The sequence below is a fragment of the Flavobacterium phragmitis genome, assembly GCF_900112575.1.
Classification (GTDB): Bacteria; Bacteroidota; Bacteroidia; order Flavobacteriales; family Flavobacteriaceae; genus Flavobacterium; species Flavobacterium phragmitis.
Genome location: NZ_FOMH01000018.1, coordinates 62,348 through 84,088, shown reverse-complemented (window position 1 = coordinate 84,088; position 21,741 = coordinate 62,348). Strand labels below are relative to the sequence as shown.

Sequence of the window (21,741 nt, the reverse complement as noted above, 5' to 3'; positions counted from 1 at the left end):
AAGCATGAAAAACTTTGCCGAGCTAATAAAAACCTTAGACAGTTCTAATAAAACATCGGTAAAAGTTGATGCGCTGACTAATTATTTTCTAAAAGCAAGCGATGAAGATAAAGTCTGGACAATCGCCATTCTTTCGCATCGTCGTCCTCCACGTCCAGTTAATACTACTTTGTTACGTTTATGGGCAAATGAATTGGCCAATATTCCACTTTGGCTATTTGAAGAAAGCTATCATATTGTGGGTGATTTGGCCGAAACCATTGCGTTGGTTATTCCGACTACAAAAGAACATTCCGATAAAAGTTTGACCGAATTTTTACAGGAAATCATCGCTTTAAAAAAGAAAACAGATTTCGAGAAAAAAGAATATCTGCAAACCAATTGGCTTAATTTGAATTATTACGAAAGGTTCGTTTTCACGAAGTTAATAACAGGAAGTTTCAGAATTGGTTTAAGTCAGAAACTGATGACGCGAGCGCTTTCCAAAGCTGAAAATATTGACGAAGATACGCTCGCTTATAAATTAATGGGCGATTGGAATCCGAATACGATTACATTCCGGGAATTGATTTTGGATGAAAGAAGCAGTGATTATTTATCGAAACCTTATCCGTTTTATTTGGCTTATCCAATTGAAGGAGAATTAGAAAATCTAGGAAATCCAGAAGACTGGAGTGCAGAACATAAATGGGACGGAATTCGGTCGCAGACTATTATTCGTGATAATGAAATCTATGTCTGGAGCCGTGGAGAAGAATTGGTAACCGATAAATATCCTGAATTTCAATCTTTCATCGGAAATATTCCAGACGGTACTGTTATTGACGGCGAAATCCTTCCTTTCATAGACAATCAAATCGGTACATTTAATGATTTACAAACTAGAATTGGTCGCAAAAATGTATCAGCTTCCGTTTTAAAAAATACACCTGTTATTATTAAAGCTTACGATTTATTGGAATGGCAGGGAAATGATATTCGGAATCTTCCTTACGAAAAACGCCGTACTTTATTAGAAGAACTATTTACGACTTTAATTGGAAAAGAAATTCCGTTACAGCTTTCAGAAAGAATTCATTTTTCGACTTGGGAAGACGTTACAAACGAAAGATTAAAATCTCGCGAAATGAAAAGCGAAGGTTTGATGCTGAAACGAAAAGATTCTCCGTATTTGGTGGGAAGAAAAAAAGGCGATTGGTGGAAATGGAAAATCGAACCTTTAACCATAGACGCCGTCCTCACCTACGCCATGCGCGGACACGGAAGAAGATCCAATTTGTTTACCGATTATACATTTGCCCTTTGGCAGGAAAATGAAAATAATGAACGTGAACTCGTTACTTTCGCGAAAGCATATTCTGGTTTAACCGATGCAGAATTTAGAATGGTAGATGATTTCATCAAAAAAAATACTTTAGAACGTTTTGGCCCAGTGAGAAGTGTGACTCCAAAATTGGTTTTTGAAATTGGTTTTGAAGGAATAGCACTTTCTAAAAGGCACAAAAGCGGAGTTGCAACACGTTTTCCGCGAATTTTAAGGTGGCGACACGACAAAAAAATTGAAGATGCCAATTCGATAGAAGATTTAAAAAATATGATTTCATAATGAACAGAGAGCAGTTATTTACCATAGCCAACAATTGGTTTGAAAGTCAGGGATGGAAACCTTTTCCGTTTCAGACGCAGACATGGACCGCTTTTTTGCAGGGAAAAAATGGCTTGCTAAATGCTCCAACCGGAAGCGGGAAAACCTATGCGCTTTGGCTTCCTATCATTTTAAACTACATTAAAGAAAATCCGAATTACAAAACCAAGCACAATTCAGGATTAAAAGCCATTTGGATTACGCCTTTACGTTCTTTATCTGTTGAAATCAAACAAGCGGCAGAAAGAGTTCTAACCGATTTAGATATTCCAATGACAGTCGGGATTCGTTCCGGAGATACATCTTCTGCTGAACGAGCCAAGCAAAAAAACAAAATGCCAGATTTGCTGATTACAACTCCAGAAAGTTTGCAATTGCTTTTGGCAACAAAAGGTTATGCCAGTATTTTTAAAAATTGCAGTTCAATAGTAATTGATGAATGGCACGAATTATTGGGAACAAAAAGAGGGGTTCAAGTAGAATTGGCGTTATCGCGGCTCAAAACAATTGCTAAAAATATTCGAATTTGGGGAATCTCAGCTACAATTGGCAATTTACAACAAGCACAAGAAGTCTTGCTAGGAGTTGATTCTGAAGCCTTTCATAATTCTGTTTTAATCAAAGCGGTTATCAATAAAAAAATAAAAGTTGTTTCCATTATTCCAGAAAAAATGGATACGTATCCGTGGCGCGGACATATGGGATTGCATCTGATTGATGAAGCAGCTAAAATCATAAAATCAAGTAAAACCACGCTTATTTTTACCAATGTCCGTTCGGCTTGTGAAATCTGGTATCAGAGATTATTAGAAAAATATCCTGAATTCGCTGGCGAAATGGCCATGCATCACGGAAGCATTGACAGAGAAACCAGACTTTGGGTAGAAAACGCCATTCGAAATGAAGAATTAAAAGTCGTAGTCTGCACTTCGAGTTTAGATTTGGGTGTTGACTTTGCTCCTGTCGAATCGATTATTCAGGTTGGCGGTCCAAAAGGTGTTGCCCGTTTTATGCAGCGTGCCGGACGAAGCGGACATCAACCTGGAAAAGAAAGCGTAATTTATTTTCTTGCTACTCACGCCATTGAATTAATAGAAGCTTCTGCCTTGAAAAAAGCCGTCGAAAATAGTGTGATCGAAGATCGTGTTCCGTACTTGAATAGTTGGGATGTTTTGGTGCAATATCTAAATACACTCGCTGTTTCTGACGGATTTTATCCAAATGAAATTTTAAAAGAAATTCAGGGAACTTTCAGTTATCAAACTATTAGCGACGAAAACTGGAACTGGATTTTAAATTTTATTACTCAGGGAAGTCAGAGCTTACATGCGTATGATGAATTCAAAAAAGTTGAAATTGATGAAAATGGTTGTTACAAAATAAACAGCAGAATGATTGCCATGCACCACAGAATGCAGATTGGAACTATTGTAGGCGATGCTGTGATGAATGTCAAATATGTCAGCGGTGGTTATATTGGCACTATCGAAGAATGGTTTATATCGAAACTAAAACCTGGAGATACTTTTATTTTTGCTGGAAAAAAACTGGAATTATTCAAAATCAGGAACATGCAGGTTTTGGTAAAAAAAGCGAGTCCAAAAAAAGAATCTAAAATTGCGAGCTGGATGGGCGGACGATTGGCATTATCTTCTCAGATGAGCGAATTGCTTCGGAGAGAATTATATCGTGCCAATACAGATAATCTTTCGCCAGAATTAAAAGCTTTACAGCCTTTATTCAAAAGACAGCGAAAAGAGTCTATTGTGCCAAGTTCAGATGAATTTTTAATCGAAACTTTTAAAACCAAAGAAGGCTATCACGCTATTTTTTATCCGTTTGAAGGACGTTTTGTTCATGAAGCTTTAGCTAGTTTATTGGCATTTAGAATTAGTTTATTACAATCGATCACTTTTTCTTTGGCGTATAATGATTACGGATTTGAATTGCTTTCCGATCAGGAAATAGATATCGAAGCGGTTCTAGACAACAATCTATTTTCAACCGAATATGTTCATCATGATTTGCAGAAAAGTCTAAATTCGACCGAAATGGCACGAAGAAAATTTAGAGACATAGCAGTAATTTCGGGATTAGTTTTTACGGGTTTTCCAGGAAAAATGGTTAAGACCAAACATTTACAAAGCGGTTCGCAATTGCTGTTTGAAGTCTTCCGAGATTTTGAACCCGATAATTTATTATTGCATCAAGCTTATCGTGAAACCTTTGAACATCAATTAGAAGAAGGACGTTTAATTTTAGCTTTAGAAAGAATTGCCAATCAGAAAATTATCTGGAAACAATGTTTGAAACCTACTCCTTTTAGTTTTCCTATCATTACAGATCGATTGAGAGAAAAACTTTCGAGTGAAACTCTGGCAGAAAGAATTCAAAAAATGACCGCTTCCTATATGAAATAACAGCTTATGAAAATTCAAATCAAAAACGAAAATTTTATACTCCATCCGACTGGAGCTGTTTATTGGGAATCGAAAAAAATGATTATCATTTCTGATGTGCATTTAGGAAAAGTAACGCATTTTAGAAAACACGGAATCGCTATTCCACAAAGTGCGGTGTCAGAAAATTTCAAAAAAATCACAGAAGTTCTAGATTATTTTCTTCCCGAAAAAATCATTTTCTTAGGAGACTTATTCCATAGCGCAAAAAATGTAGAATGGGATTTATTTGAAGAATGGATTTCCAATCATAATCAAGAAACGTATTTAGTGGCAGGAAATCACGATATAATCGACCAAAAGCATTATTATGAAATTGGAATTCTTGTCATCGACTCTCTAGAAATTGACCATTTTCTATTTACGCATCATCCAACAGAAAAAGAAGATTTTTTTAACTTTTCTGGACATATTCATCCTGGAATAATCTTGCGGGGAATGGGACTTCAAAGTTTAAAACTGAAATGTTTTTTCCAAAAAAACAACCAAATGATACTGCCTGCTTTTGGAGAATTTACAGGAAAATTTATTATGAAACCTGATTCCGATCATACTGTTTTTGCTATAGCAGGAGATGAAATTATTTTGATCAATAAAAACAATTGAATCATTCTATTCTATCTATTTAACAGTTATATAGCTAAAATCATTTCAAGCAATAATTGAATTTTATTTAAACCTGACGGGGTTTTAAAACCCGTCAGGTTTGACTCATTAGTCTCTAGCTAAAGCTGGAGGCAATTCAGTAAAAAAACTACTTATCGAAATTTAAAAAACCCAGCAAAACTAAATCTTCTGGTTCATCATGTTTATCTAAATTGTAATCAGAAATTAAACATTATTGTTCGTCATTATTCATGGCAGACATCAATAAAGTGTAAGCATTTTTAACCACCACTTTTGAAGAATCGGAAATAGCATCAGAAATAATCTGATTGTAGCCATCGTTTTTAACTCCAGATTTCACTTCTACCATTTGATACTGACTGTTTCCTAAATCCATGAAAACATAGAACTTGCCCTGCCAGCGTACAACAGCATCTTCTGGAACTGTCAGCGCTTTTTGATTTTCAACTTCAACTTCCGCATTTATAAATAAACCTGGCAGAAGAGCCGGATTGTATGCATTTACTTTACAGATAATTTCTGCAGCACGATCACCATTTAAACTTTGATTGATAAAGGCAATTTTTGCCGGGTATTTTTTAGTATCCGAATTATTAGCGAAAGCCATAACGGTCTGTCCGACAGATAACGAAGCAACATCTTTTTCAAAAGCATTTAGAGTCAGAACTATGTCTTTTTTGTCAATCAATTCAAAAAGCATATCGGTTGGATTTACATATTTCCCCACATTGACATTCACTTTTGAAACCAAACCGTTTATTGGTGAAATGACTTTTATCGTATTGCTAATTGTAGAAACCGTAAGCTTTTTTGGGTTGATTCCCAATAAAGTGAGTTTGTGCTCCAAAGAAGACATTGTAATACGCTGTGTTCTCATTTCGGTAGTAATCTGCTCCAAAACTTTATCACTGCTGGCTTTACTTGCATTAAGTTCTTTTTGTCTTTTATACTCGTTCTGAGCCAACTCAAACTTTTCTTTCGCCATAAGATAATCCTGCTGTAATTCAATAAACTGCATATCTTCTAATACGGCCAAAACTTGTCCTTTCTGCACATTCATCCCCGCAATCAAGTTCGTGCTTTTTACATATCCTCCTAATGGAATGCTGATGCTAACAACACTTTTTGGAGGAACAGTAACAGTACCTTGCAACTGTAAAACTTCTTGTATGTTTCTAAGCGTTGGATTGCCTGTTTCTAATCCTGCGTTTTTAACCTGTTCGGTAGTTAATTTTATAACCGATATACTTTTATCCTCGGCATTATTGTTCTCTTCATTTTGCTTCTTTCCGCAGGAGATCAGTACTAATGCGCTTGCAAACGCTGCAATATATTTTTTCATTTTAAATATTATTAAGATTCTGCAGTGTAACAACTGCTTTATTATAAGCATTCAATGCGTCTAGATATTCACTTTTAATTGTAATGGCCTGATTTACTACTAAAACCCACTGCAAATAATCGATATCTCCATTCTGCAATTGGCTGCTTGAAGCTTCGATAATGGTTTGAGCATTTCTTAGTCCGTCCGTTTCATAATACGCCAAGCTTTCTTCGTATTTTTTTAGCTGGCGATCAGCATTTTCAATATTAGTTTTTACTTCGATTTTTAATGCTTCAGACAACTCTGCATAACTTTCATATTCTGCCTTTGCTGCTCGTTTTCGTTCAGATTGACTCGTGAAAAAAACAGGTATCGAAAGCCCAGCATTTATATAATTAAATCTTTGTGAACTATCATAATAAACTTCCTGACCTGAAGTGTTAGTTTGAGTTCCAATAATGCTTAAATTATTATAGCCTAAAGTAATTTCAGGAAGCATTTTGGCACTTTCTGTCTTCCATCTCCATTTTGCAGATTCCGATTCAAATTGTGAACGCTGAACAGCAGGAAGATTTTCTGTCTTTAAATTCTCGATTGATGCTCGATTTAAAACCGCTTTGAGTTTTTGCTTTTTAGGAGTATGTTCAACTTTATCCTGAAGAATAGCATTAAAAGAATTTAAAGCAATTTCTATATCTCTGTTTACCATTACCAATTGATTACTGTAAAATTGTCTAGCAGATTGCGAAGCGCTTTTTTCTAAAACATTAGCTTCACCTGCTTTAAATCTTAAATCTGATTTCTTTTCCATAATTCTGTAAATGGAATCGGCATAGATCAAAAGTTCTTTTTTGCTGTTCAGCCACAAATAATCGTAGTAAATAGTCCGAACTCTCGTTTTAATTTCCTGAGAAGTCAGCTGCACTTCGGCTTTTGCTTTATTAAAATCGGCTTGAAATGCTTTTTTCTGATTGCTGTAAACGGTAGGAAAAGCAAAAGTCTGACTAATTCCAAATCTCGTATCTTTCTGTGCGCTGTTAAACTGTCCGTAATCGGCATCGATTTGTGTCTGCGGAAGATTATATCCTGTTTTTTGCAAATGGCTCTTAGACTGTTCGTTTAATTTAGCTGATTTAATAGTTCTGTTATTCTGAATCGCAATTGAAATTGATTCGTCTAGCGAAATTGGTAATTCTTGCGCATTTGCCATGTTACCAATAAAAAGCATGCTCAATAAAATACTTAGATTATTCATGTGTTTTTTTCTTTTTTTAGAAAATCCTTTTGCGTGAAATGTCATTAAATAAATCGCAGGAAGGACAAAAAGAGTTAAAAGAGTTGCTGTAACCAATCCCCCAATTACCACGGTTGCCAGCGGACGCTGTACCTCTGCTCCTGCTCCGTTGCTCAACGCCATCGGAAGAAATCCTAATGAAGCCACAGCAGCTGTCATTAAAACTGGACGTAATCTATTTTTGGTTCCTAATAAAATAATATCAAAAGGATCTGTGATTTCGCCATGCTTTTGAATTCGGTTAAATTCGGAGATTAATACGATTCCGTTTAGCACTGCAACTCCAAAAAGGGCAATAAACCCAACTCCGGCCGAAATACTAAAAGGCATATCTCGCAAGACTAAAGCAAACACACCACCAATCGCAGAAAGCGGAATAGCAGTAAAAATGATAATGCCTTCTTTAAACGATCTGAAAGCAAAATACAACAAAGCGAAAATCATCAATAAAGCTGCCGGAACTGCTATACCAAGTCTGGCTTTTGCCTGTTGCAGATTCTCAAAAGCGCCGCCATAAGTGATATAATAACCTGGATCAAATTTAATCTGCTGATTTACTTTCTGCTGTAATTCTTCGACAATTGACTGTACGTCTCGGCCTCGAACGTTGAATCCTACGATGATTCTTCGTTTTGCATTCTCTCTCTGAATCTGATTTGGCCCTTCTACTTCATCGACTTTTGCCACTTGATAAAGCGGGATCTGCATTCCAGATGGCGTTGCAATCAAAAGATTTCGAACATCGTCAATTCCTTTTCTTCCATTGTCTTCCACTCGAATCACCATATCAAAACGCTTTTCTCCTTCGTAAATGCTTCCTGCAACAGCACCAGCAAAAGCGGCGTTAATCGTTGCGTTTACGTCAGCAACACGTAAACCGTATTTCGCCATTTCTGTCCAATTGTAATCAATTACGATTTGAGGCATTCCGGTAACTTTTTCTACATAAAGATCGGCGGCACCTTCAACGGTTTTACTTATGTTTCCAAGTTTTTCTGCATATTCAGAAAGTTTCTGAAGATCTTCTCCATAGATTTTACAAACCAAATCTTGTTTTGCTCCTGTCATTAATTCGTTAAAACGCATTTGAACAGGAAATTGAAATCCAGTTGTAACTCCTGGCGCAATTCGTTTAACGGTTTTCGTCATTTTATCTGCTAATTCAGAAAACGAAGAAGCGCTTGTCCATTCCGATTTGTCTTTTAGAACAATAATCATATCTCCACCTTCAATTGGCATTGGATCAGTTGGAATTTCTGCACTACCAATTCTCGAAACTACTTGTTGCACTTCGGGATATTCTTTCTTTAGCTCTTTAGAAATTTTCGTGATTGTTTCTGTTGTTGTAGAAAGATTAGTTCCAAGAAGCAAACGAGTTTCTACGGCAAAATCGCCTTCCTCCAACTGCGGAATAAATTCCCCTCCCATTCGTGCAAACAATAGAACTGCAATTCCAAAAAGCACAAAGGCACCAATTACAATTCCTTTTCTAATGCTTAATGCTTTGGCAAGCCAGCCTTCATAAGCATTTTCTACTCTTCCCATAACACGGTCAGAGAAATTCTTTTTATGACTGATTTTTTTGCTCAAGAACAAAGCGCTGACCATTGGCACATAAGTAAGCGACAAAATGAAAGCTCCTAAAATTGCAAAAGCAACAGTCTGCGCCATTGGCTTGAACATTTTACCTTCAATTCCCTGCAACGAAAGAATTGGCAGATAAACAATCAATATGATAATTTGTCCAAAAACGGCGGCATTCATCATTCGCGCGGCAGAACCCGTTACTTCTTTGTCTATTTCGTCCTGCGAAATAGAATCTATTGCTTTGTATTTTTTTGAACTATGAAGATGGTGCAGAATAGCTTCTACAATAATAACAGCTCCGTCGACAATTAATCCGAAATCTAAGGCGCCGAGGCTCATTAGGTTTCCGCTCACGCCAAAAGTATTCATCATAATGATAGCAAAAAGCATCGCCAGCGGAATAACTGAGGCCACGATAAAACCTGCTCTAAGATTTCCTAGAAATAAAACTAAAATTAAAACAACAATTAGTGCCCCTTCAATTAAGTTTTTTTCTACCGTTCCAATAGCATTGTCTACCATTTTGGTTCGGTCTAAAAATGGTTCTATTTTTAAACCTTCTGGAAGAATTTTTTCAATTTCGGCAATCTTGTCTTTTACGTTGACAATAACATTATTGGCATTTTCTCTTTTTAGCATCATTACAATGCCACCAACAGATTCTCCGTATTCGTCAGTAGTCAAGGCTCCATAACGAATAGCCGATGAAATTTTGACATTTGCAATATCCTTAACCAAAATAGGAAGTCCACCTTGCGTACTTTTAACTACAATATTTTCAATATCTTCAATACTTTTAGCCAAACCAGTACTTCTAATATAAGAAACTGTCGGTCCTTTCTCAATATAAGCTCCTCCAGTGTTTTCGTTACTACTGTTTAAAGCCGTAAAAACTTCACTTATCGTTAAATTCTGTGCTTTAAGTCGGGCTGGATTTACTGCAATTTCATATTGTTTTAATTTCCCTCCAAAAGTTGAAACATCTGCAATTCCTGCTGTTCCCAAAAGCTGTCTCCTGATGGTCCAATCTTGGATTGTTCTTAAATCTTCCAAAGAATATTTTTCTTCAAAACCTGTTTTTGGCTTTAAAACATATTGGTAAATTTCTCCTAAACCAGTAGTAACTGGAGCCATTTCTGGTCTGTTGGCATTTCGGTCGATTTCTACTTGTTGCAATCTTTCTGTAATCTGCTGTCTAGCCCAATATACATCGGCATCGTCTTCAAAAACAACACTTACTAATGAAAGTCCGAAACGTGAAATACTTCGGCTTTCTTTAAGATGCGGAATATTGCTAATCGCTTGTTCGATTGGAAAAGTAATCAGCCTTTCTACATCTTCAGCTCCAAGAGATGGCGCTGTCGTAATAATTTGTACCTGATTGTTTGTGATGTCCGGCACGGCATCAATTGGTAATTGGGTAACCTCGTACACACCGTAGATAATCCACAGCAACGTAAAGATTCCAATTGCCAGTTTATTCTTAACTGAGAATTGAATTACTTTATTAAGCATAATGTATTAATAAAAAAAATAATAAATGAGCAACTGGAAACAATAGGTTTCAGTCACTTCAATAAAAATTTTAAAAAATAATTATGCGATTGGAGGTCTAAAAAGGGAAAGCAGATTTGGATCTGAAAAAAGATCAGATCTGTAAGTTGGTATTTTTAATTGTGGTAATTCTGGATTGAAAGGAACTGGAAATAAATCTTTATCATCTAAAATGAAGACTGAGTGAAAAGAGCTGTTACTAATCACTTTAAAAGGAAGTTGCATATCACGATCATCATCATTATCATTTAAATCTTCTCCCCAATAATGCATCGACAAGAAATCAACAAAGCTCACATTTTGCAGTTTTTTGTGCTCTTGATAGTGCTCAATCAGTATTGGCAGTTTATAAAACTGCTGGACAAAACTGCTATTCGAAGCAATAAGAAGGATAAATATGTAGATAATTGTTTTTCGCACAGGGCAAATTTAACTTAAATTCTATAAAACTCCACTATTTAAAAAGATTTGAATATTTCTTTTAACGATTTAGAAATATTGAAAGGCATTTTTATAGAATTACATTTTATTTCCATTTTATTTTATAGAGTAAAAGAAAAAACGAGTTAAAGTTCTTAAAGATTTTAACTCGTTTTCTAGCTTTTAAAATTTTCTATACTCTACTCCATTTGCATCGGCATACGGGAGAAGCAAATCCATCATTTTGGATTGTTTTTCGTCTAATATTATGCCTTTTGTGTCGTCAAGCTGTTTGGCAGCGGCATCAATTTCTTCATCACTTTTACCTTCATCTATCATTTTGGCGATGACCATAAAATCTTTGTTTTGAATTTCGTCAACATACTCAAACAATTCTATTCCTGCTTTTATGATTGGCTCTGCTTCTTCTGTTGGGTTTAGATTTTTTATTCTTCGAATATCTTCTTTAAAGGTATTGGCATAGGCAAACTTTACGACTTCTACACAGGTTGCTTTTTTCATGCTTTTTCCATCTTCTGTTGGGAGTTGTAATGTTCCGTTCGCCTTGTGCTGACGGAATTCTTTAAAGACTCTCTCAAAATTTGATGGGATTTTATTGGCATTTAATCCTATTGTATTAAAAACATGGTCTGGACTATCATTTGTAAGTTTACAGGAAATTCCAGTAATCAAAACTATTAAAAATAAAAAGCTTCTGATTTTCATGAGAGTCTATCTTTAGATGGATTAGGTTTTAAGCTCTAAATGAACAGCATCTATGAGCTTATCTATTTTCTGTAATACCAAATTCTCGTATGCTTCTTGAACTTCTGAACTTTTTCGTCCAGAACTAAATCCCTCGCTTATTCTGTAATTCTTGACAAAATGGCTTTTATTGGCTCCTAAAGCGTAATACCAGCTTCCCATTTCGGAGTGTACAAATATAACGGCTTCATCGAGTTTCATTATTTTCTTTTTCGAAAATAACGGACTTTCTTTATAAACTGCATTTTGAGGCACTACAAAACTATACTTGATTTTTGACCCAATCTGGATATCATATAAACTGTGTAAAACGAAATATATTATAAGTATATAAATTACGCCACGTATTACATCATCAAAATAATGATCGAAAAAAAATAAAGCGATTGTACTACCAATAACACCAGCCAAAAACCACTTTGATCGTTTTAATGACGTTTTATTTGGATACAAAGAAAAAGAATTTTGAGTTTCCTCGATACTATATCTTTCGCGAATGTTCATTTAATTTTACAATTTCATTGATTTCGTTAATTAACCGCTGGATAGATTTTGTGGTAAAAGCTTGAGCAACTCCTGTACATTTTTCTTTATTGTTTTTCATATAGTAAAGATTTAAGCACACATTAGTCGTAATGAGATAATGCTTGATTTTTACCAATTCAAAATTTACAAAATCAGCAAACGGAATCTGGACTGGTTTATTAATCAATCCGTTTTTTATAATAAATTCATTTCGGTCTAAATCTATAACAAAACGCTGTGACCAGATGGCCATAAAACAAATAATACTTAAAATTCCGAAAACCCAGATTACAGTAGTATTCTTATAATAAATTCCACCAATTGTAAACGCTAACATACCGCCTACAACCAACAGGCCAAAGCCATATTGTCTTTTCATGACGTACTGATTTCCGTCTTTCTGAAATTCCTTTAATGCTGTCATCTTAATCAATTTTAACGCCGTCAATAACCAAAGTATCACAGATCAAAGACATGTAAGCGCTGTTGTAATCCGCAGTAATCTGATCGCTTAACGAATCGATTCTTCCTTTTGTAAAATCAAATTTTCTAGTCGGTTGTTTTCCATAAGTATCAGTCATCGTGATTTGTCCGTCAATTCCAGCTTTATTTTTCATGAAAGCAGTCAATAAAACAATATCCTGTTTTTCAAAATCAAGCGAAAAATAGTAGTTGTTTTTAACTTCATTTGTTTCAGCATTCATAACGCTTTTGGTAAACGAAAAAGTAGCCGATCTCACAGCGCCTTTAACCACTTTGTTTCCGTCTTTCAGCGAAATTTCAATTTTAATTCGTTTATCTTCCTGCTGACCATAGGTTAAAGCAGATAGAAAAAGACAAACTATCAGCAGTGATGTAAAAATTTTCTTATTCATATTTTAAGGGTTTTAAAAAAAATTAATAACAGCAAGATTACTACTAAGATCGAGCTGCTACAATTCGGAATTGGCAAATGGAGGTTTTAGATTTTTATTTGGTGATTCTATGCTTTTATCAAGAAAAGAAGCTTTGCAAACAGCCTAAAAAACAGGGATTCACAGGAATTTTACATTAAAAATTGACGGCCATTTTTTTTGGTCAGTCAATTCTCAATTTGTACTTTGGCTACAATTACCACTATATGCACGCAAAAAATACTTTTAATCTGATGAAAAACAGCCTTTCTAAATGGTTGTTCTTTCTATTTATTTTATTCTTTTCTTATTCTAATGCTCAGGAAATTTCTTCTATTGAAAAAATTGCCGCTTATGGCTATTCCAAACGTTTCTCAGATTCATCTGCAAGTAAAAAAATACAGCTTCAGGCTTTGGAACTAGCTAAAAAGAAAAAAAAAATTGACGACGAGGTAATCTGCTACTCTTATTTGGCATTAACCCAAAGACGGTTGCTTCATTTAAAAGAGTTTACCTCTTATGCTGATACAGCTTATATCTTAGCTCAAAGAACAAATAAAATAAGAGTTAAAGCTTTTGCTTCTCTCGCCCAAGGATCTCTAAGATCATATATAGATGATAAACCTCAGGCATTGGATCATCTTCTAAAAGCGTATAAACTTTTTTCTAAAGCAAAAGCCCATGATCAATGTGCTAAAATAGCTTCGGATATCTCCTATTTATTTTCTCCAGCCTCGCCAGAAAAAGTAAAAAAATATTCTCGTGAAGCCTTGCAACATGCTGCAAAAGCTAATGATTCCGAAAGCCAGCTTTATGCTCGACTTGCTTTTGGTGGTTATTTGACTGACCGATTGGACCAGGGATTTAAAGAAGAATGGATAATAGCCTTGAATTTCTTTAAGGAAACGGTTGCTTATGCTGAGAGATATAATCACAATATAATAAGCAAAAGCACCATTGGAATTGCTTACATTAATTTGGCAGATCTTTATTCAAAAGGCCCGAAACCCATTGATGAAAGTGCAATGCTTGAAAACCTCGAAAAAGCAACCAAAATTGCACAACAATACAATGTAAAGATCATTTACAGAAGTGCTATTGGTCTGCAGGGAATGTATTATATCGAAAAAGGAGATTTTGCAAAAGCCGAATTATTATTTATTGAAGGAATTAAATACCAAAAAAGTCTCCCTTATACTGACAATTATTTATTAGCCACCTTTTACAACTCCCTTAAGGAAGTTGCTGTTAAAAGAAAAGATTATGAAGCCTATTATTCTTATGATACGCTGTACAGTAAATACAATCAGTTAAAGTATAATGAAAGCACACAGAAACTTTTACAAAATGCCGATGCGAGATATGAATCTTCTAAAAAAATAGAACGTATCAAACAGCTTGAACTTGAAAATGAACTCGAACAACAAAATAAACTTTTAGGTTATGGAATTGCAGGCGTTTTATTGATTGGGCTTGTGTTTATGTTTCGTTCTTACTATTTCAGACAACGTTATTATTTGAAAAGGGAGGAAATTTTGAAACAGGAACAAGCCAATAGTGAACTTAAAGTTCAGTTAATGGAAAAAGAAACGATTGAAAACCTTGCCGCAAGACTTTCACTGGAACGAAGATTACTACGCTCGCAAATGGATCCGCATTTTATTTTTAATGCTTTAGGAAATATTCAAAGCATGATTCTCCAAAAAGATACTATTCCGGCGGTTTCCTATCTGAATAAATTTGCCAAACTCACCCGTCAGATTTTGGAACAATCGAGAAAAGAAACCATTTCGCTGGAAGAAGAAATCAGTACGCTCAAAAATTATATTGAGTTACAGCAACTTCGTCTTAATAATAGTTTTGAATATCACATTGTATGCGATGAATCGGTTGAAGATGGAATATTGATTCCACCTTTATTAATCCAGCCTTTTATAGAAAATGCCGTCGAACATGGTTTAAAACCTAAGCCAAAAGAAGAAAAAGGATTGTTACAACTTAATTTCACACAGCAGACCGATCAGAAAAATCTAATCTGTGTTATTAAAGACAATGGAATAGGATTAGCGGCTTCACGCAAACTTAAAATAAAAGAAAATCATCAATCGCTGTCTACAACTATTACAGACGAAAGATTAGACAAAATGCAAAAAGAACATCCATTTGCCGGATTTCAGGTTCTGGAAAGAGAATCAGAAAACGGCGAAACGGGCTGTATTGTTATTATTAATATTCCAATCCTGTAAAAAATGTATAAAACTATAATTATTGAAGACGAACAACGTATTCGTGAAGCATTATCGATTATGCTTGAAATGGTGGCAGAAGATCAAATTCAGATTATCGCTTACGCGGAAAGTGTCGAAGAAGCCGTGAAATTAATTGATCGTTTAAAACCCGATTTAGTTTTTATGGATATTATGCTCCAAAACGGAACCGGTTTTGATGTTTTACAACAGATTTCTTTTAATTCGTTTCATCTTATTTTTACAACGGCTTACGAACAGCATGCTATTAATGCTTTTAAATACAGCGCCATCGATTATCTTTTAAAACCAATTGATCCCGAAGAACTCAAAACGGCTATTGATCGCATCGCTCTTTTACAAGAAAGAGTTTTAGAAAAACAACAGTTGACTGAATTACAGCAAAATCTTTCGAAAACACCCGACCGAATCATACTTCCAACTCAAGAAGCCATGTATGTGGTTAAACTGGAACAAATTTTAAGATGTGAGACTTCGGGTTCATACACCACTTTCTTTTTGACTGATGGCCGAAAAATCATGGTTTCGAAACCGCTCAAGAATTATGAGGATTTATTAGAACCGCCAATGTTCTTTAGAATTCATCAATCACATTTAATTAATATCAATTCGATTGTGAGTTATTCCCGTGAAGGAATGGTACACATGAATGATAAATCGGTTGTACCAATTTCGAGAGGAAAAAAAGAACAGTTTTTTAAATTAATGAAAGAGGAAATTTAAAAGTGATGTTTCCATAAATTTCAAATAAAATATGAATTAGTTAGTTTAGATTTAACATTTTCTTTTACATCCAAATTAAAGTTATATATTTGATTAAGAAAATTCCAAAATTTAAAAGCAAATGCAAAACAACGTACTGGGTGTCTTAAAAGAGCACGAAAATAAATTACTTACTATATGGTCTCAAATTCTTCAAGATAGCGGATCTGGTGATGGAGCAATGGAAGAAGAAGAGTCTAAGGAATTTGCTTCTCTCTTTTTAAATGCATTAGCGAAATCTGATGAAAAATATGAAGATTCGCAAGAATTTGAAAAAGTCCAGGATTTAATTGTAGGCATTTCCACTTCAAGAGGAAAAAGAGGTTTCTCTCCACGAGAAAATGGACAATATTTACTTTCGTTTAAAGAAGCCTCCTCGCAAATTCTTTCTGAATTAATAAAGGATCCAGCACAACTTTATGATGCCAATTTGAAATTGAGCGCTATTTTGGACAATATGATGATTATGACTTTTGAATCCTTTATGAAAGGAAGAGAAGATGTAATATCAAGACAGGTTGACGAAATCAGTGAAATATCAACTCCTGTTATTGCTGTATGGGACGGTATCGTTGCCTTGCCAATTATTGGAACTTTAGACAGTTCAAGAACACAAACTGTAATGGAAAGCCTTTTACAGCAGATTGTTGATACTGGAAGTTCTATTGCTATTTTGGATATTTCCGGTGTGCCTGAGGTAGACTCTCTTGTAGCCCAGCACCTTATTAAAACTGTGAGTGCAACCCGCTTAATGGGAGCAGAATGTATTATCAGCGGAATCCGTCCAGAAATTGCCCAGACTGTTGTGCATTTAGGAATCGATTTAAGCGGTATTACAACCAAAGCTTCTCTTGCGAGTGCCTTACAAACAGCTTTCGAAATGCTTCAATTAGCTGTAGTGAAAAAGAAGAAAATTGTAGAATAAAAAGATTTAAGGTTTTTTATGGAAAGAATTCCTATCTTAAAAATGGGAGATTTTCTGCTTGTTACTATTCAAGTAGATTTATATGATCAATTGGCAGAAAATCTTGAATCAGATTTAATTAACACCATTAGTAAACATAGTTCAAAAGGTGTATTAATTGACATATCAGCGGTTTCGATAATAGATTCGTTTATGGGACGAATTCTTGGAAACATTGCAGTAATGTCAAAAATATTAGATGCACAAACTGTTGTAGTGGGTATGCAACCTGCAGTTGCCATTACTTTAGTAGAATTGGGATTATCTTTAAATGGAGTTATAAGTGCCTTGAATGTTGAAAAAGGTATGGATTTACTTCGCTCAAAAATGCAAAATAGCTATAACGAAGAGCAGGAGTATGACGACGATAACGAATAACAAAGAAGAAGCCCTAATCATAAGAGAACAGGATGTGGTACCGCTCCGCAATCGTGTAAAAGAATATGGCGTAAAAATTGGAATGAGCATTTTGAATCAGACCAAACTTATTACGGCAACAAGCGAACTCGTGCGTAACCTTCTCAAATATGGTGGCGGCGGGAAAGTCATCATTGAATCTGTTTCTAACGGACGCGAAAATGGCGTACGCGTTACTTTTATTGATAAAGGCCCAGGAATAGCCGATATCGACTTGGCAATGAAAGATGGATACAGCACAGGAAAAAGCCTTGGATTAGGATTGCCTGGAACAAAAAGACTTGTCAATGAATTTGACATTAAATCAGAACTCGGAAACGGTACCACCGTTACTATAACAAAATGGAAAAATGGATAATACGTTTTCCACTTATAAAATAGATGACAGAAGCCTCATTGCTTTTATAAAAAGAGAAATACACAATCTTGCCCTTCAATTGGGCTTTACTCCTCATAGAGCGGCTGAAACAGATATTATTGTTGCAGAATTAACCTCAAATTTGATAAAATATGCCAATGGTGGCGAGCTACTCTACCGCGCAAGTTTTACTGGTGAATACAATGAAATTGAAATTTATTGTCTAGACAAAGGCATCGGGTTTGAAAATGTGGCCAAAATTATGAATGACGGCTACTCTTCTTCTAATACACTTGGACACGGTTTAGGCTCAATTAAAAGACTAAGCAACGATTTCCAGATTTATTCCATGAAAAATTGGGGATGCGTGCAGTATGTCAGAATCTGCGAAAAACCCGAACTTCAGCTTCCTCCTTTAAAAAATGGCTTAAATTATACTACAATTGCTGTAAATTATCCAGGTGAAAAACTTTGCGGAGATGGGTATTATATAAAACAAACTACAAAAGGTTTTCAGATATTTGTTGGAGACGGATTAGGACATGGGGAAAGTGCCAATGAAGCTGTCGAAGCTGCGATAAAAGCGTTTAGACAAACAATTGAAACACAGCCGTCAGAAATCCTAAGAGATATTCATTCAAAAGTAAAAAAGACAAGAGGCTTAGTTGCAACAATAGCCTCGGTAGATTATAAATCTGAAACTTGGAGTATTTGCGGTATTGGCAATATTAACACCCGTATTTACAACGGACTGGAAAATAAAACCTATACACCTTATAATGGAATTATTGGACACAATATTCCCCGTACTTTAAACAATACGGTTGTGCCTTACAAAAGACATCAAATTATAATTATGCACAGCGACGGATTGCGAACAAAATGGAGTTTGAATGATTTGACCTCTATTTTTAAACAAAGTCCAGCAATAATTGCTTCAGCGCTATATAAAGAAAATATTAGAGGAACTGATGACGCAACCATTCTTGTTGGGAAAATATATTAGATAAATGAAAGAGATTGTACAGATAAATCTTGATAACGAAATGGACTTAATATTAGCCCATAAACGCTGCATGAAGATTGCTGAAATGTGTGGTATGGCATCGTCTTTTCAAACAAGATTTGCAACAGCAGTCTCTGAGGTAGCCAGATGTGCCATCGCAAAAGGCAAAGATTCTTTGCTGGTATTAAACATAAATATTATAAAAGCTACTCGTAAAGAAATTACGGCTATTATTACAGACACTGTAGATTTAAAAAGCTGTAGTCCAGAAGCTTTTATTTATGCATCGAAAATTTCTAATCATATTGAATATATTTTTTCTGACAACCAGTCAATCACACGCATAAGTCAACCCATACCGTCTCCAGGACTTCTTTCGGAAACTAAAATAAATAGCTTGATTGATTATTTTAAGTTTGAACCTCCTTTATCTCCTTACGACGAAATTCGAAAAAAGAATATTGAACTTATCGCTCTTTCAGAAAAACTGGCTGAAAGCGAAAACAAATACAAACAGCTTGCGAATACCATTCCGGTTCTGATTTGCGTGGTAAACGATCGGAACAATGTTTTACTTGTCAATGAATCATTGGAAAATTATCTCGAAATGCCGTTTTTGACTTTCGACCGCAAAACGTTATTTAACTTTATTCATACAGAAGATATTGACGCGCTTCTAGAAGGCTGGAACAGAGCCAGACAAAACCGATCTGATTTTATTGGGGAAACTAGAATTAAAAAAGGCTCAAATTATATCTGGCACTTAGTTACCATAATTCCAAACAAAGCCGAAGATGGAAGTTTTAACAGCTGGCTGGTTTATTTTGTAGACATTAATGCCCAGAAAATGATAGTTGAGACACTAAAAGATAACACCGAATTAAAGTTAATTCAGCGTGAACTCGAAAGTGCCAATTCAAAACTTCGTTTCAAAAATAAAGAACTAGAACAATTCGCTTATATTGCCAGTCATGATCTTCAGGAACCGCTTCGAAAGATTATGATTATGCTTTCACGCGCCGGCGAACATTTAAGCGAAGACCAAAAGAAAAAATATTATTTTGACAGAATCACTCACGCTGCGGGAAGATTATCCAATTTAATTACGGATGTTCTAAACTATTCAAGAATCGACAATAAAGAATCACATTTTGAAGAGGTAGATTTAGATACAACTATTATAGAGGTTCTTGGTGATCTGAGTTTGGTAATCGAAGAAAAAAATGCTGTTATTAATGTCAATCCGCTTCCAAAAGTCCGTGGACTCGATACACAGCTGCGTCAGTTATTTTATAATTTAATAAACAACGCCTTAAAATTTAATATTGAGCAGCCTACTGTAACTGTTTCATATGAAGATGTTCCAAAAGATGAAAAACTGTTCACTTCTGCTGAAAATTATCATGTCATATCTATTTCAGACAACGGAATTGGAATGGATGGCAAATACTCCGATCGAATCTTCGATATGTTTCAGCGGCTTCACGAGCGAGATCAATACGGCGGTAACGGAATTGGTTTGGCTTTATGCCGAAGAATCATCGAAAATCACAATGGTATGATTAATTTCAACAGCAAACCTGGCGAAGGAACTACTTTCTGGATTTATCTTCCTAAATAATTATTGTTATCGCACAAAAAAGCTAAGTCACAAACAAAATGTAAACTTTGTGACTTAGCTTTTTTTTTTTATGATATATATAAACCTTCAAAAAGAAAAAACTACATATAAACTCAATCTTTACCAATACCAATTCAAAACCCCCATAGACAAAACAAGTCTTTCAGCATCGGTTTGTTGCTTTTACTTTTGAAGTAATAAATACTAAAACGATGAATAATAAAACCCTTTCTATTTTAAGCTATATCACTATTATTGGGTGGATTGTAGCATTTGTTAAAAGTAAAGATTTAACTCCAAAGAGTGATTTGGTAAGCTATCACTTAAAGCAAGGTTTTGGAATCTTTTTGGTTTCATTAGTCATAAATATTGCTTTATCGATTGTGGTGACTATAGTTCCTGCGCTATATTTTTTAAGTTACGTTGGGTACGTTATCTTGATTTTATGGATTTTCGGAATTATCAACGCTGTAAACGAACAAAAGAAACCAATTCCTGTAATAGGGAAAATCTTCGAAGATAAATTTGGTTTTATCGACTAATACGTACGAGCCTTTTAGCTGACGTTTTTATTTTTTGGATGTAGGATTTGATTCTCAAAGAATCTCAGTGGTTTCCGTGGGGTCACTCTGAGTAGTCCTTGGGGATCTTTTCTACTTTAAATAGACTTTTCCGAATAATCTATTCTCTACATTCTATTCCCCACTAAGACAACCCTTCTAACTGCTGGAAAACTGGAATCAGCGCTTTTCCCTTCTCTGTTAAATTGTATTCAATATGAAGTGGTTTTAATTTAATAGTTGTTTTTTCCAAAAGTCCTTCTTCTTCCAGTTCTTTTAAAGCTGTGGCCAAAGATTGTTTATTTGAACCTTGAATTTGTCTCAGCAAAGTATTAAATCGCAAAGGCGATTCTACTGACAAACGAAAAATTTCTGCTTTCCATTTTCCGGATAACATTTTTAAAAGTCTTTGTGCCGGACAAGTTTCTACTTCTTCCATAGTTTTAGAGGGTAGTCAAAAAAAATTGACCTATTGTTTTGGATTCTTTTTTAGTTAAATTTTGTACAGATTGTAATGTAAAAATAGAAAATGAAACGAAAGAAACCAAGTGAAATGAGCATGCAAGAACTGCTTAAAGCCCAAAAAACAACTAATATTGTTATTGTTTTCTTAGTCAGCGCATCATTACTGCTGTTTTTTATAATTCTATTTTTATTTTAGAAAAAAATCAATTCAAAAATCGCGTCTGCAGC

General features: G+C 35.0%; 19 protein-coding genes. 11 read left to right on the top strand and 8 right to left on the bottom strand.

Translation table 11 applies throughout. From position 1 onward, the window contains the following. Nucleotides 1-4 precede the first annotated feature (4 nt). From BM289_RS23990 to pdeM, 3 genes are read left to right on the top strand one after another with little or no spacing between them, the layout of a single operon-like run. Nucleotides 5-1,606 carry an ATP-dependent DNA ligase gene (locus BM289_RS23990; RefSeq protein WP_091498729.1) on the top strand — a complete coding sequence of 534 codons (1,602 nt, stop codon included), beginning with the start codon at nucleotides 5-7 and terminating at the stop codon, nucleotides 1,604-1,606. Then, entirely contained in the window at nucleotides 1,606-4,065 is a 2,460-nt protein-coding gene (locus BM289_RS23985; RefSeq protein ID WP_091498726.1) for a ligase-associated DNA damage response DEXH box helicase, read from the top strand. The genes BM289_RS23990 and BM289_RS23985 overlap by 1 nt, the downstream gene beginning before the upstream one ends. A gap of 6 nt (nucleotides 4,066-4,071) precedes the next feature. Then, nucleotides 4,072-4,710 carry a ligase-associated DNA damage response endonuclease PdeM gene (gene pdeM, locus BM289_RS23980; RefSeq protein WP_091498723.1) on the top strand — a complete coding sequence of 213 codons (639 nt, stop codon included), beginning with the start codon at nucleotides 4,072-4,074 and terminating at the stop codon, nucleotides 4,708-4,710. A 232-nt stretch (nucleotides 4,711-4,942) separates the two neighbouring features. Here the strand turns inward: pdeM and BM289_RS23975 are convergent, their stop codons facing one another. The 7 genes from BM289_RS23975 to BM289_RS23945 all read right to left on the bottom strand — a co-directional run bounded on the left by BM289_RS23975 (nucleotide 4,943) and on the right by BM289_RS23945 (nucleotide 13,075). Next, complete coding sequence (locus BM289_RS23975) at nucleotides 4,943-6,073, bottom strand: efflux RND transporter periplasmic adaptor subunit (RefSeq protein WP_091498721.1); 1,131 nt, start codon at nucleotides 6,071-6,073, stop codon at nucleotides 4,943-4,945. A 1-nt stretch (nucleotide 6,074) separates the two neighbouring features. Then, nucleotides 6,075-10,451, bottom strand: coding sequence for a CusA/CzcA family heavy metal efflux RND transporter (locus BM289_RS23970; protein ID WP_091498718.1), 4,377 nt, complete (start codon nucleotides 10,449-10,451; stop codon nucleotides 6,075-6,077). Between the two features lie 81 nt (nucleotides 10,452-10,532). Further along, the gene (locus tag BM289_RS23965) at nucleotides 10,533-10,910 is read right to left on the bottom strand and encodes a hypothetical protein (RefSeq protein WP_091498715.1); all 378 of its coding nucleotides are present in this window, start codon (nucleotides 10,908-10,910) and stop codon (nucleotides 10,533-10,535) included. A gap of 183 nt (nucleotides 10,911-11,093) precedes the next feature. Beyond that, nucleotides 11,094-11,636, bottom strand: a complete 543-nt coding sequence (locus BM289_RS23960; protein ID WP_091498712.1) for a hypothetical protein — start codon at nucleotides 11,634-11,636, stop codon at nucleotides 11,094-11,096. A 21-nt stretch (nucleotides 11,637-11,657) separates the two neighbouring features. Next, nucleotides 11,658-12,179 carry a hypothetical protein gene (locus tag BM289_RS23955; protein WP_091498710.1) on the bottom strand — a complete coding sequence of 174 codons (522 nt, stop codon included), beginning with the start codon at nucleotides 12,177-12,179 and terminating at the stop codon, nucleotides 11,658-11,660. Next, a complete protein-coding gene (locus tag BM289_RS23950; RefSeq protein ID WP_091498707.1) occupies nucleotides 12,157-12,624 on the bottom strand; it encodes a hypothetical protein in 468 nt (155 codons plus the stop codon). The genes BM289_RS23955 and BM289_RS23950 overlap by 23 nt, the downstream gene beginning before the upstream one ends. 1 nt (nucleotide 12,625) lies before the next feature. Beyond that, complete coding sequence (locus BM289_RS23945) at nucleotides 12,626-13,075, bottom strand: hypothetical protein (protein ID WP_091498704.1); 450 nt, start codon at nucleotides 13,073-13,075, stop codon at nucleotides 12,626-12,628. 272 nt (nucleotides 13,076-13,347) lie between these two features. Between BM289_RS23945 and BM289_RS23940 the strand changes: the two genes are divergently transcribed. The 8 genes from BM289_RS23940 (at nucleotide 13,348) to BM289_RS23905 (ending at nucleotide 21,030) form a co-directional block, all read left to right on the top strand. Continuing rightward, a complete protein-coding gene (locus tag BM289_RS23940; RefSeq protein ID WP_244165448.1) occupies nucleotides 13,348-15,339 on the top strand; it encodes a sensor histidine kinase in 1,992 nt (663 codons plus the stop codon). Between the two features lie 3 nt (nucleotides 15,340-15,342). After that, nucleotides 15,343-16,083, top strand: a complete 741-nt coding sequence (locus BM289_RS23935) for a LytR/AlgR family response regulator transcription factor (protein ID WP_091498698.1) — start codon at nucleotides 15,343-15,345, stop codon at nucleotides 16,081-16,083. A 121-nt stretch (nucleotides 16,084-16,204) separates the two neighbouring features. Next, nucleotides 16,205-17,047, top strand: a complete 843-nt coding sequence (locus BM289_RS23930; RefSeq protein WP_091498696.1) for an STAS domain-containing protein — start codon at nucleotides 16,205-16,207, stop codon at nucleotides 17,045-17,047. Between the two features lie 18 nt (nucleotides 17,048-17,065). Continuing rightward, complete coding sequence (locus tag BM289_RS23925) at nucleotides 17,066-17,464, top strand: STAS domain-containing protein (RefSeq protein WP_091498693.1); 399 nt, start codon at nucleotides 17,066-17,068, stop codon at nucleotides 17,462-17,464. After that, the gene (locus tag BM289_RS23920) at nucleotides 17,445-17,861 is read left to right on the top strand and encodes an anti-sigma regulatory factor (RefSeq protein WP_091498691.1); all 417 of its coding nucleotides are present in this window, start codon (nucleotides 17,445-17,447) and stop codon (nucleotides 17,859-17,861) included. Before BM289_RS23925 ends, BM289_RS23920 begins: the two co-directional genes overlap by 20 nt. After that, a complete protein-coding gene (locus BM289_RS23915) occupies nucleotides 17,854-18,867 on the top strand; it encodes a SpoIIE family protein phosphatase (protein ID WP_091498688.1) in 1,014 nt (337 codons plus the stop codon). Before BM289_RS23920 ends, BM289_RS23915 begins: the two co-directional genes overlap by 8 nt. A 4-nt stretch (nucleotides 18,868-18,871) precedes the next feature. Continuing rightward, a complete protein-coding gene (locus tag BM289_RS23910) occupies nucleotides 18,872-20,488 on the top strand; it encodes a sensor histidine kinase (protein WP_091498686.1) in 1,617 nt (538 codons plus the stop codon). A gap of 212 nt (nucleotides 20,489-20,700) precedes the next feature. Continuing rightward, nucleotides 20,701-21,030 carry a DUF4870 domain-containing protein gene (locus BM289_RS23905; RefSeq protein ID WP_091498683.1) on the top strand — a complete coding sequence of 110 codons (330 nt, stop codon included), beginning with the start codon at nucleotides 20,701-20,703 and terminating at the stop codon, nucleotides 21,028-21,030. Nucleotides 21,031-21,193: 163 nt separating this feature from the next. Here BM289_RS23905 and BM289_RS23900 read toward each other — a convergent pair whose 3' ends face one another. Beyond that, the gene (locus tag BM289_RS23900; RefSeq protein ID WP_091498680.1) at nucleotides 21,194-21,487 is read right to left on the bottom strand and encodes a winged helix-turn-helix transcriptional regulator; all 294 of its coding nucleotides are present in this window, start codon (nucleotides 21,485-21,487) and stop codon (nucleotides 21,194-21,196) included. Nucleotides 21,488-21,741: the final 254 nt, after the last annotated feature.